The organism is uncultured Thalassospira sp. (assembly GCF_963976115.1).
In the GTDB taxonomy this organism is placed as follows: domain Bacteria; phylum Pseudomonadota; class Alphaproteobacteria; order Rhodospirillales; family Thalassospiraceae; genus Thalassospira.
Genome location: NZ_CAXBJJ010000001.1, coordinates 59,654 through 72,273, shown reverse-complemented (window position 1 = coordinate 72,273; position 12,620 = coordinate 59,654). Strand labels below are relative to the sequence as shown.

General features: G+C 53.2%; 10 protein-coding genes. 2 read left to right on the top strand and 8 right to left on the bottom strand.

The features are described 5' to 3' along the window. Positions 1-44 precede the first annotated feature (44 nt). A complete protein-coding gene (gene trmFO / locus AAC086_RS00310) occupies positions 45-1,388 on the bottom strand; it encodes a methylenetetrahydrofolate--tRNA-(uracil(54)-C(5))-methyltransferase (FADH(2)-oxidizing) TrmFO (protein ID WP_339774031.1) in 1,344 nt (447 codons plus the stop codon). A 380-nt stretch (positions 1,389-1,768) separates the two neighbouring features. On the opposite strand from trmFO, the gene AAC086_RS00305 reads away from it, so the two are divergent. Next, positions 1,769-2,293 carry a hypothetical protein gene (locus AAC086_RS00305; RefSeq protein WP_339774029.1) on the top strand — a complete coding sequence of 175 codons (525 nt, stop codon included), beginning with the start codon at positions 1,769-1,771 and terminating at the stop codon, positions 2,291-2,293. Positions 2,294-2,306: 13 nt separating this feature from the next. On the opposite strand, the gene uvrA is transcribed toward AAC086_RS00305, so the two are convergent. The 7 genes from uvrA to AAC086_RS00270 form a co-directional block, all read right to left on the bottom strand. Further along, entirely contained in the window at positions 2,307-5,135 is a 2,829-nt protein-coding gene (gene uvrA / locus AAC086_RS00300) for an excinuclease ABC subunit UvrA (RefSeq protein WP_339774027.1), read from the bottom strand. A gap of 191 nt (positions 5,136-5,326) precedes the next feature. After that, positions 5,327-6,406: a class II fructose-bisphosphate aldolase gene (fbaA, locus tag AAC086_RS00295; RefSeq protein WP_339774026.1), complete on the bottom strand. Its 1,080-nt coding sequence runs from the start codon at positions 6,404-6,406 to the stop codon at positions 5,327-5,329. 20 nt (positions 6,407-6,426) lie between these two features. Beyond that, positions 6,427-7,500 (bottom strand): Gfo/Idh/MocA family oxidoreductase, encoded by a 1,074-nt coding sequence (locus tag AAC086_RS00290; protein WP_339774024.1) that lies wholly within the window; start codon positions 7,498-7,500, stop codon positions 6,427-6,429. Positions 7,501-7,540: 40 nt separating this feature from the next. Further along, positions 7,541-8,677, bottom strand: a complete 1,137-nt coding sequence (gene nagA / locus AAC086_RS00285) for an N-acetylglucosamine-6-phosphate deacetylase (protein ID WP_339774022.1) — start codon at positions 8,675-8,677, stop codon at positions 7,541-7,543. Beyond that, positions 8,677-9,720: an SIS domain-containing protein gene (locus tag AAC086_RS00280; protein ID WP_339774020.1), complete on the bottom strand. Its 1,044-nt coding sequence runs from the start codon at positions 9,718-9,720 to the stop codon at positions 8,677-8,679. Before AAC086_RS00280 ends, nagA begins: the two co-directional genes overlap by 1 nt. Positions 9,721-9,765: 45 nt before the next feature. Further along, positions 9,766-10,527: a GntR family transcriptional regulator gene (locus tag AAC086_RS00275; protein WP_339774018.1), complete on the bottom strand. Its 762-nt coding sequence runs from the start codon at positions 10,525-10,527 to the stop codon at positions 9,766-9,768. Then, positions 10,524-11,414 carry a BadF/BadG/BcrA/BcrD ATPase family protein gene (locus AAC086_RS00270; RefSeq protein ID WP_339774016.1) on the bottom strand — a complete coding sequence of 297 codons (891 nt, stop codon included), beginning with the start codon at positions 11,412-11,414 and terminating at the stop codon, positions 10,524-10,526. Before AAC086_RS00270 ends, AAC086_RS00275 begins: the two co-directional genes overlap by 4 nt. Positions 11,415-11,682: 268 nt before the next feature. Between AAC086_RS00270 and AAC086_RS00265 the strand changes: the two genes are divergently transcribed. Further along, positions 11,683-12,570, top strand: a complete 888-nt coding sequence (locus tag AAC086_RS00265) for an N-acetylmuramic acid 6-phosphate etherase (RefSeq protein ID WP_339774014.1) — start codon at positions 11,683-11,685, stop codon at positions 12,568-12,570. The last annotated feature ends 50 nt before the right edge of the window (positions 12,571-12,620 follow it).

Sequence of the window (12,620 nt, the reverse complement as noted above, 5' to 3'; positions counted from 1 at the left end):
TCGACCGGGCGTTTTTGTTTGGCACATAACAATTTTTACTGTCGTTACGACCCGATACTTGCCAGCCAGTCGTCAAAAGCTGGAATGGCGCGGTCGGTATAAAGTTTTTTGCGATCCCGACCTTTAACCCGTTTGGTCAGTTCCAGTTCGGGAAACAGCCCGAAATTGACATTCATTGGCTGGAAGGTGCTTTCATCGGCACCGCCGGTAATGTGGCCCAGCAATGCGCCCATCGCAGTAATGGCCGGGGGCAGGGGCAATTCACGGCCCTGTTTTTCGGCCGCGGTAAAGCGCCCGGTCATAAGGCCGACGGCCGCACTTTCCACATATCCTTCACATCCGGTTATCTGCCCGGCAAAGCGAATGTCGCGCCGCGATTTCAGGCGCAATGTCGGGTCGAGCAAACGGGGCGAATTGATAAAGGTGTTGCGATGAATGCCGCCCAGACGGGCAAAGTCGGCATTTTCCAAACCGGGGATGGTTTTAAACACGTCAACCTGGGCACCGTATTTCAGTTTGGTCTGAAATCCGACCATGTTGTAAAGCGTACCCAGGGCATTATCCTGGCGTAGCTGGACAATGGCATAGGACTTCACCAGCGGATCATGCGGGTTGGTCAGACCAACCGGTTTCATTGGGCCGTGGCGCAAAGTTTCACGGCCCCGTTCAGCCATTACCTCAATGGGCAGGCAGCCGTCAAAATACGGGGTGTCTTTTTCCCAGTCTTTGAATTCGGTTTTCTCGCCCGCCAGCAAGGCATCGATGAACGCGTTATATTCGTCCTTGTTCATCGGGCAATTGATATAGTCCTTGCCATCGCCCTTGTCGTAGCGCGACTGGAACCAGGCCTTGTCGAAATTAATGCTTTCCTTGTACAGGATCGGGGCGATGGCATCAAAAAAGGCCAGCGACTTTTCGCCTGTGGCATCACGGATGGCTTCGGCAAGCGGGCCTGATGTGAGCGGGCCGGTGGCAATAATGGTGTTGCCCCATTCGACTGGCGGCAAACCATCAATTTCGCCGCGCTCCAGCGTGATCAGGGGGTGATTGCTGAGCGCATCGGTAACCGCTTGTGAAAAACCTTCGCGGTCCACGGCCAATGCGGCCCCGGCAGGAACTTTATGTTCATCCGCACAGCGCAAGATCAGTGAATTGGCCCGGCGCATTTCATCATGGATCAGGCCGACGGCATTATATTCCTTGTCGTCAGACCGAAACGAGTTCGAACAAACCAGTTCGGCACATTTGTCGGTGTGATGCGCATCGGTCGGGCGGGTGGGCCGCATTTCGTGAATGATTACGGGGATGCCAGCTTCGGCCAATTGCCATGCTGCCTCGCTACCAGCCAGTCCGGCACCAATGATATGAACGGGTGTAACCGTATTCAAGCTGAACCTCCGTCAGAGCAGGTGATGGCATAATGCCAGGATTGCCCCACACATAGCGGTGCAACGGGCCAGATTTCAAGACAATTGCAGCATTTTCCATCCATCATTTGCCAAAATATCGTTTCTGCAATGGCCGGTGTCACATTTTAGGGCGATCCGCGTCAGTTCGATGGCGTTTGTTGTTGCAAACAGCCTGATCAACAACGCAGGAGCCCGCCTAAATGAAACCCTTCATGCCAAGCCCAACGACATCGGTCGATACGCCAAATCCCGGTGCGACAATGGCGGGGCCAGCCGTATCAGCAGCCACATCAAATACCCCGAATAATCCCGTGAACCGATTTATGACAATATTGGTGTCGGGGGGAGATGCGGCGAAGTTGTCCGCGGCAAGCTTGGCACTGGTCCTGTCACCTTGTGTTATTGTTGTTGTTCTGGGGATGTTTTTTGCCATTGATATGCTGGTTAGCTCATGGGACGGACGACTGTTCGGGTTTAGTTACGATCTGGTCTTTTTTGTCGGCGTTTTTGGTGTCCTGGGCGCAACTGTCAGCGTGATGTTGTATATGGGCGATAGCCATAACTGGGCGGACATATCGCCGTTGGACGTCTTTTTTAAATTTCTGTTTCGGCCATTTTTGGGGTTTGTTTTTGCCGTTCTGGCGTTGCTGGCTATCCGGGCCGATCTTGTCCCCGACTCCCTTAATCAGTTGCAGGCGATCAAGGATCTTAATGACATCGGTACCGCCGGCCTGGCAGCCAATAGCGGCCAACAGGTGGCGATTATGCTGTTGATTGCCTTTGTCGCAGGCTTTAGCGAAAGGCTGGTCAAGGCGATTTTACAAACGGTCGAAGGCCGCATCCGTGCCTTGGCGATTGGATCGAACAATGCCAAATCCACGTGATGCGGCCAAACCGTTAATCAATGCGCAAATGTCGTTTCAGGTATTTGCCGGTATAACTGCGGTCATTGTTCATGATGTCTTCCGGCGTTCCGGCCCCCACCAGTTCGCCGCCGCCATCCCCCCCTTCGGGGCCAATATCAATGATCCAGTCGGCAGTTTTGATGACATCAAGGTTATGCTCAATCACCACCACGGTATTGCCCTGATCGGCCAGGGTATGAAGCACTTCTAGCAATTTGCGAATATCGTGGAAATGAAGGCCGGTTGTCGGCTCGTCCAGAATGTAAATGGTGCGCCCGGTTGCCCGTTTTGACAGTTCCTTGGCAAGTTTCACCCGCTGGGCTTCACCGCCCGACAGGGTGGTGGCTTGTTGACCCAAATGAACGTAACTTAAACCAACCTGTTTAAGGGTTTCCATCTTGTCACGAATGCCGGGAACGGCCTTGAAAAACTCGGCCCCTTCCTCGACGGTCATATCAAGAATGTCGGCTATTGATTTGCCTTTAAAAGATATTTCCAGTGTTTCGCGGTTATAGCGTTTGCCTTTGCATTGGTCACAGGTGACATAAACGTCGGGCAAAAAATGCATTTCAATTTTGATCAGGCCGTCGCCCTGGCAGGCTTCACAACGGCCACCTTTGACGTTAAACGAAAAGCGCCCTGGCTTGTAACCGCGTGTTTTGGCCTCGGGCAACTGGGCAAACCATTCGCGAATGGGCGTGAAGGCACCGGTATAGGTTACCGGGTTGGAACGCGGGGTGCGTCCAATCGGGCTTTGGTCAATATCAATGATTTTGTCGATATGTTCGATGCCCGAAATGCTGTCATGCGCGCCAGGCTGGTTGCGCGCATTATGCATGCGCTTTGCCAGCGCCTTATACAGCGTTTCAATCACCAGGCTGGATTTACCGCCACCCGATACCCCGGTCACACAGATGAATTTTCCCAGCGGGAAATCCACCGTGATATTTTGCAAGTTATTGGCCCGTGCGCCGGTAATGGTAATGGCTTTGCCACTGCCAGCACGTCGTTTGTCAGGCACGGCAATCTGTTCGATGCCGGTCAGGTATTTACCGGTCAGGCTATTGGGGTTTTGCTGAATTTCTTCCGGTGTCCCCTCGGCGACAACGCGGCCCCCGTGAATGCCGGCCCCGGGGCCCATATCAACCACATAATCAGCCGCCCGGATGGCATCTTCGTCATGTTCGACCACCAGCACGGTATTGCCCAGGTCTCGCAGGCGTTTTAACGTTTCGAGCAAGCGGTCATTGTCGCGCTGGTGCAGGCCGATGGACGGTTCATCAAGCACATATAAAACGCCGGTCAGGCCCGACCCGATTTGGGATGCAAGGCGAATACGCTGGCTTTCCCCGCCCGACAACGTGCCTGATGTGCGCGACATGGACAGATAGTTCAGGCCGACATCTTTCAAAAAACGCAAACGATCGTTAATTTCGCGCAAAATGCGTCGGGCGATTTCGGTCTGTTTTTCGTTCAGCTTGGGTTCAAGGGCGGCAAACCAGTCTACCGCCTTGCCAATCGACAGGGCGGTGATTTGGGAAATGGTGCAATGATCAATCTTGACGGCCAGTGCTTCGGGTTTCAGGCGGTCGCCGTGGCAGGCATCGCAGCTTGAAATCGTCTGGTATTTGGCAAGTTCATCACGTGCCCACTGGCTGTCGGTTTCGCGCCAGCGCCGTGACATGTTGGGAATAACCCCTTCAAACGGGCGCGTAACCTTATAGCTGCGCGATCCGTCATCATAGGTAACGGTCACTTCTTCATCGCCAGAACCATGCAAAATAATTTTCTGCGCCGTTTCGGGCAGCTTTTCCCACGCAACATTGGTTTTAAAAGCAAAATGCTTGGCCAGGGCGCGCAGCGTTTGCAAATAGTATTTTGATGTTCCGCTGGCCCACGGAGCCACAGCACCATCATCCAGCGTTTTGCTGGTATCGGGCACCACCAGGTCGGCGTCAAATTCCATTTGGGTGCCAAGGCCGTCACAGACCGGGCAGGCACCAAACGGGTTGTTAAACGAAAACAGGCGCGGTTCGATTTCTTCGATGGTGAAACCGGAAACAGGGCAGGCGAATTTGGCGGAAAACAGCGTGCTGTCACCGCTTCGTGCATCTTCGGTAAAGACAATGCCATCGGTCAGTTCAAGTGCTGTTTCAAAGCTGTCTGCCAGGCGCGTTTGAATGCCGTCTTTTACAACAAGACGATCCACCACGACAGATATGTCGTGTTTCAGTTTTTTGTTAAGGTCGGGGGCATCATCAATGTCATACATTTCGCCATCGATTTTAACGCGTTGAAAGCCGCGCGCGCGCAGGTCTTTCAATTCCTTTTTATATTCGCCCTTGCGGCCGCGCACGATGGGGGCCAGCAGATAAAGCCGTGTGCCTTCTTCCATTTCCATAACGCGGTCCACCATTTGTGAAACGGTCTGGCTGACAATGGGAAGGCCGGTGGCGGGGGAATAGGGAATGCCGACACGCGCCCACAAAAGACGCATATAGTCGTAAATCTCGGTCACAGTCCCCACCGTCGAGCGCGGATTGCGCGAGGTGGTTTTCTGTTCGATGGAAATGGCTGGCGATAGCCCGTCGATATATTCGACATCGGGCTTTTGCATCATTTCCAGAAATTGGCGCGCATAGGCCGACAGACTTTCGACATAGCGGCGCTGGCCTTCGGCATAGATCGTATCAAATGCAAGCGAGCTTTTACCCGATCCCGAAAGACCGGTAATGACCACAAGTGAATCGCGCGGCAGGTCCACATCAATGTTTTGAAGATTGTGTTCTTTCGCACCGCGAACCGAAATTTTTGTCAGCATATCCGGCCTTTTGTTCCTGAATTGTTCGGGAAATGTATAGAGGAGCCCGTCTATATACGCAAGTGCGCCCCTGACAGTTCCTGTCAGGATATGTCAGCATGACTGATATGCGGTCAGCACGCCCGAATTTTGCACAGGAAAAACAAAACCCGCCAGATTTCTCTGACGGGTTTGGCAACGGCTATTTAGCTTCAGCCTTTGGCGATGGACTTGCCAGTGGCTCCCAGATCCTTGAAGGCTTCTTCAAGGCGGGCGGCCATTGAAAGTTCGGCCTCGCGGACCCAGACGCGTGGGTCATATTGCTTTTTGTAGGGGGTGTCGTTGTCAGGATCGACCTGATATTTAAAGGCGCGCTCATTTTCTTCAACATATTTACCAACCGCCGTTGCATAGGCAAACTGGGTGTCGGTATCGATGTTCATTTTGAAAACGCCATAACCAACGGCTTCCTCGATTTTTTCTTTTTCCGAACCGGAACCACCGTGGAAAACGAAATCAAGCGGGAAACCTTCAAGGTCATGTTTCTCGGCAACGTATTTCTGCGATTCCAGCAAGATTTCCGGGCGCAGTTTGACATTGCCGGGCTTGTAGACGCCATGCACATTGCCAAAAGCCGCTGCGACCGAAAAGTGGCCCAGTGGTTTAAGGCGACGATAGGCTTCTTCAACTTCTTCAGGCCGGGTATAGAGGCGCGGGTCAATATTGTCTTGCGACGTATCAAGTTCCTTGCCAATACCGTCTTCTTCACCGCCGGTAACACCCAGTTCGATTTCCAGGCTCATATCGACAGCAGAAAGACGTTTGAGAAATTCCTCGCAGGTCGCCAGATTGTCTTCCAGTGGTTCTTCTGACAAATCAAGCATATGCGAGCTAAACAAAGGCTTGCCTGTTTCCTTGTAGGCTTTTTCGCCCCAGCTCAGCATACCATCGACCCATGGAACAAACTTCCGGTTGGCATGATCGGTATGAAGAACAACGGCGACGCCATAATATTCAGCCATAAGCTGGGCATGGCGGGCGGCAGAAACGGCGCCAATAATACGGGCAGCATTGGCATCCTTGATGCCCTTGCCGGCAAAAAACTGGGCACCACCGTTCGATAGCTGAATGATGATATCCGAACCGGCATTGGCAGCAGCTTCAAGGGCTGCGTTTAATGTGCTCGACGAGGTAATGTTAACCGCGGGTAGAGCGTATCCGTCCTGCTTGCAGGCAGCAACGAGGTGGCGGTAGGCTGCACCGGTAACAACACCGGGTTTAACGGAAGGCATGTGGGTACTCCTCCTGGGGGTCAGAGCATTATAATAGTCCCCGTGCGAACCGATTGATCCGCAGCAAGGGCGATCCGTAAAGAGCCCAATGCATCCGTCATATGTTGCGTAAGGTCAAGATCTTCCGTCATAGACTTTAGGAAAAACTGCTGTTCACGCAGGCACAAAGCATCATGATCAGGCTCGTCGTCCGTTCTGATGATCTCGTCTGATTGTGTGAATTTTCCGTCACAATCTGTGGCAGCATGATGTAATTTTAAGGCACTTGTTTTGGTATGCGTATCAATATTGGCTGATCCTGCGCCTTTTTCTTCTACATCTGTGATTGAGACAGAGCCCTTCGGCCCGATCACGTCTTTAACGAAAAATGCTGTCTCGCTGATCATGGGGCCCCAGCCCGCTTCGTACCAGCCAATTGACCCGTCATCGAACCTTACCTGCAATTGCCCGTAATTATACATATCTTCGGCAACGTCTGGCGAAAGGCGAACCCCCATGGCGTTAACCGATACCGGCTTGGCCCCGGTCATCAGGCACATCATGTCCAGGTAATGCACCCCGCAATCGACAATCGGCGACACACTGTTTAACAGGCGTTTATGGGTTTCCCAAAAGGCACCGCTGCTTTGCTGGTTCAAATTCATGCGCATCACCAGCGGCTTACCCAGTGTTTGCGCCAATTCAACAAATTTTTCCCACGACGGATGATGGCGCAGAATATAGCCGATCACCAGTTTGCGGTTATTCTTTTGCGCACTGGCAACAACCCGCTCTGCATCTTCAACCGTGGCGGCCAGGGGCTTTTCAATAAAAACATGCGCCCCGGCCTCAAACGCGGCTACGGCATAATCGGCATGGGTTTCGGTGTAGGTATTAATTGAAACGGCATCGGGTTTTGTGTGCATCAATGCCGTTTCGTAATCGGTAAATTGCGGATAATGCTTAAAGCCATCGGGCAGGGTGCCATCCACAATGGGGGATCGCGCGCACAGCCCGATAATTTCATACCCCTCAAGGGCATGATAAGCTTTGGCATGGGACATCCCCATATTGCCCAGTCCGACGACAAGAACGCGTACGGGTTTCGACGTCATGAGGTGTCTCCTTTTTAATGTTTTATATAGAGAACGGTCGTTATTGCCCTGAAATCCAGGTGTTTTTTACCGTATATGATGCGCTGTCAAACAGAACCAGATCGGCATCAAAGCCGGGTTTGATCCGGCCTTTTCTGTTGCCCAGCTTTAAAAATTCGGCGGGATAAAGCGATGCCATACGCAAGGCCTCGGCCAGATCAGCGCCAATCATTTCAACGGTGTTTTTCACCGCCGACATCATATCAAGATCGGACCCGGCCAGGGTGCCATCGGCCAGTGCACAGCGGCCATGGGTGGCAATAATTTCCTCACCACCCAGAACAAAACTTTTGTTGTTTGCGCCGACTGTCGGCATCGCATCTGTCACCAGCATGATTTTGCCGGTTTTTTTGGCGCGCACGGCAATTTGCATGGCGCAAGGATGCACATGGAACCCGTCGGCGATCAGGCCACACCAAGTATTGTCATCGGCAATGGCGGCCCCGGCAACCCCAGGTTCGCGGTGGTTAAGCGGGCTCATGGCGTTAAAAAGATGGGTAAAGCCGCGCAAACCTTCGCCAATCGCGGCTTGCACATCATTATATGTACCCGCTGTATGACCAGCACAGACCAAAACGTTGTTCTGGGTCAGCTTGGCAATGGTTCCTGCCTTGGCCTTTTCCGGTGCCATCGTTACCACAATGCGGCCATTGGGCAGGCTGCTTAGCAATTCAATGGCATCATCTTCCATCGGGCGGATAATGTTGGGGTCATGAACGCCTTTGCGTTCGGCATTCAGATAAGGCCCCTCAAGGTGAATGCCGACAATGCCGGGGACATTTTGCGCAATTGCATCTTTAACCGCCGCAATTGCGGCCAGCATTTTTTCACGGGTATCGGTAATCAGGGTTGGCAACATGGCGGTTGTGCCAAATTGCCGATGACCGGCCATAATCGTGCGAATGCCATCAACAGTGGGGGTATGATTGAGCAAGACACCCCCGCCGCCATTCACCTGAACATCGATAAAGCCAGGGGCAAGAATGTTGCCTTTGGCGTCATATATAACCGCATCTGACGGGATCATGCTGGTGTCGCCAACAGCAGAAATTCTGCCATTGTCAATTAGAACCGTTTTGTCATCATAAAACTGGTCCCCATCAAACAGGCGGGTATGAGTAATGGCAAGAACCGGCATTAATGCGTCTCCGTTACCTTTGAAAGATGGGGCGGGGCATCGGGGTTGCAGCCGCGCAACAAGGCGACATGTTCGGCCAGCGTATAAAATGTCTGGATCATGGCGATCGGGGCAAATAATGGATGGATATCTTCAACAACCGGCAAATGGCCTTTGGTATCGCTATGCCCGGTTTCGGCCGCAAACAGGTTGTCGGTTTTGGCGCGCATTTCGGCTAAAAACCCTTCCACACTGTCGCGGGTGGCATCCTGTTGTGAAAATACCAGCATCGGAAAATCGCGGGTTACCAGCGCCATCGGGCCATGTTTGACTTCGGCGGCACTAAAAGCTTCGGCATGCAGGCTGCTGGTTTCTTTGAATTTAAGGGCCGCTTCCTGGGCAATGGCAAAGGTCGGTCCGCGGCCAATAACATAAAGCCCCTGCGATTTTGCAATTGGTTCCGCCGCGTCAAGCCAGTCTTTGTCTAATGCGCGGGTCAACTGGTCGGGCAGGGCGGCCAAGCCCTTGATCAGCGCATCATCATTGGCCCATGACGCCACAATCTGGGCAATGGCCGACAAGGTCGCGATATAGGATTTTGTTGCCGCAACGCTGGTTTCGGCCCCGGCGAGCAATGGAATAACGTGGTCAACTGTTTCAGCCAACGGAGAATCCGTTACATTGACCAGGGCGACCGTACGGGCCCCGGCTTTTTTTGCGGCTGCTGCACTTTGAACCAGATCCGGGCTTTTGCCCGACTGTGAAACGGCAATGAACAACGCACCCTTTACCGCCAGTGTCTTGCCATAAATCGACGTGATTGAGGGGGCCGCCGACACCACCGGAATGCCAAGCTGGCTTTCGATCAGGTATTTGGCATACAGCGTTGCATGGTCAGAACTGCCACGTCCGCAGGTCATGACAAAGGTGGGCGGGGTTGCGCGTAATTCTTCGGCCAACTGGGTAATCGCGCCATGATTAGCCGCCAGTTGCGCTTTTACAACAGACGGGGCCTGTGCCGTTTCGCGACCCATCTGGGTTTGCGGTGTCCAGCGTGTGCTCATGTTCGGGTTCCTCGGTTTGCAATCTGCATATAACGGTTGTGGCGCCTAGCGCGCATCGACCTGCATTTCGGCGATAAAGTCGTAACTGTCGCCGCGATAATGCGATCGGGTGAATTCAACAGGCGTGCCATTGGCCAGAAATGACCGGCGTTCAATATAAAGGGCGGCACTTCCTTCGGGGACGCCAAGAATGCGCGCTGTGTCGCTGTCAAACAATTCGGCGCGCAACCGCTGCAAGGCACGATCAGGTTTTTTGCCGTTTTTGGCCAAGGCATCGTAAAGCGATTTGTCCACGTCCTCGGGCGTCGGAATAAACTGCTTGGGTACCACGGCAAATTCCAGCGCCATGGGTTTATCATTGGCGGTACGCAACCGGCGAAACCGGGCGACTTCGGTGCCGGGCGACAGGTTTAAGGCCATGGCTTCTTCCGGGGTTGCATACCCGACCGATTTTTCCAGCCAGACAGCACCGGGGTTCATGCCCCGCGTGGTCATGTCTTCGGTAAAGGATGTTAGCCGGGACAGGGCCTGTTCAACACGCGGCGCAACAAAAGTGCCCGCGCCATGACGCTGGACTAAAACGCCGTCATCGACCAGAGCCCGAACAGCGTTGCGCACGGTAACGCGCGAAATGCCCAGTTCCGTTGCCAGGTCCCGTTCACTTGGCAGGGCGTCTTCGACCTTTAATATTCCATCATCTATAATGCCCTTAAGGGCAGTTTGCAGGCGGCGATATAGCGGGCCATGGCCAGTATTTTCAAAGTCGCGTGCCCGCAGGCTTTTTAAAACATCATCGGAAGCAATCATGGGTGGGCCTCATCGTGGCGTTTTGCCATCAAAATAGCACCATCAAGCGCGTCGCCGGATGCTGGAACCAGTTTTTCCTGAATATCGCCGGGCATTAAAGCCGCCATACGTTGGCCAATGCCGCCCATTAATGTCAGGTGCGGGGCGCCAAATGCCAGCAATTGCCGTAAAATCTGTTCATTGGCAGAGCGAGCCTGCAAAATAATATCCGAGGCAACCATGTCGCCTTTGTCAAAGGCATCAAAAACAGTCCGGCTGAATTGCCCGTAATCGGCCGGGCGGGCGGTTTCGGCGAATGAAACCATTTCTTCCGGGCTGTTGTGAAAATGTACCATTATCTGGCGGGTCATGTCCGATTCCAGACCAATTTTTTCATGGGCAAGCAGGGTTCTTTCCAGCGCGTGTTTGCCAATGCGCGCACCACTGCCAATATCCGATATTTCAAATCCCCAACCCGCAATCGCCAATTGCCGTTCCCCGACAATGGCCTGCCCACATGTTCCTGTGCCCACAATCAAAATGGCGCCATCGCGGCCATTATGGGCACCTAAGCACGCACAATAGGCATCGGTTTCAAAAACGGCACTGGCAAACGGGTGGGGATGGGCACGTACGAGGTTCTTTTCACGGCTTAATGACAATCCTGCAAGGCCCAGCCCCGCATGGATATTGCCAATTTGATCCCGCGTTAAAGATGCCTGATCAAGGGTTTCGTAGGCCGCATCGGTTATTTCAGCAAAGATTTTTTCAAGGCCAAGGCGTGTATTTGCGCTGCCTCGCACCGCTTCCCCCAGAATGTCGCCGTGATCGTTGGACAGTCGAACCCGGCATTGTGTTCCGCCGCCATCAACCCCCAGGAAAAGTCTTTCCGCGTCTGGTTTGTTCATTGTTTGCCATCCCTAACTTGCGCCACCATAGCAGAGTGGTATCAATATTGGCAATACCAATATAGATCCACTTATGGATATAGGGGATCAGTATGTTGGTTGCCAGGGATGAGTTTCAAGGGCTGAATTTAAATGAGAGAATCGATATATGGGGTTGTAAAAAATCATTAAAATTAGTTTTACCCCGTGAAGATCATCAAGGTGAAATTTAACGCCTTGCACGTCTGGTATCATAATGGTATTTAATTATGGAAGGGAGATCAGGAAAATGGCATCAAGCACCGAAGAATTCGATATGCGCTTTGCCGGGTTGGACCAATGGTCTGACGCTGATTTCCTGACGGCATTGTGGGAAGGTCAGATGCGCGCTGTTGCATCGGTCGGCCCGGTGATTGAACCCTTGTCCCGCGCGGCGGCTGATATCGCCAATCGACTGCTTGATGGCGGTCGTCTTGTTTATGCCGGGGCAGGGACATCAGGCACGGTTGCCTGGCAGGATGCCAAGGAACTGGGCGGCACATTTGGCTGGCCCGAGGACAAAACCATTGTCTTGCTTGCCGGGGGTGTCGACAGTGCGCCAGGCGTTTTTAATTCCGCCGAAGACGACCGTGACGCGGCGATTGTTGAAATTGACCGGCATCATATTGGGCCGAAAGACGCCCTTATTGCCGTTGCGGCCAGCGGATCAACCCCTTTCACATTAAGTGCCGTGCGGACAGCCAAGGCGGCTGGCGCGTTAACAATCGGAATTTGCAATAATGCGGACGGGGCTTTGCTGACCTCCGCAGATCATGGCATTTTTCTTGATAGCGCGCCCGAAGTTGTTGCCGGATCAACCCGCATGGGGGCGGGAACCGCGCAAAAAGCGGCATTAAATATGCTGTCAACGCTGGTGATGAACCGGCTGGGGCGCCTGTTTGATAATCTGATGGTTGGGATGCGGGCTGAAAACATCAAACTTCAGGGGCGGGCGGTTCGCATTGTCGGCCATATTGCCGGATGCGACGGCGACGTTGCACAGACGGCCCTTGAACACTCCGATTTTGATATTCGCTGCGCCGTTTTACTGGCGCGCGGCCAAACTTTGCAAAAAGCAAAAGAAATTCTGGCGTCCGTAAACGGCAATCTTCGGGCAGCGCTTGAATATAAGGGTTGAACCCGGTTCACAAAGAACCGGGCGGCCCACCGACATTGATCAGAGGAGGC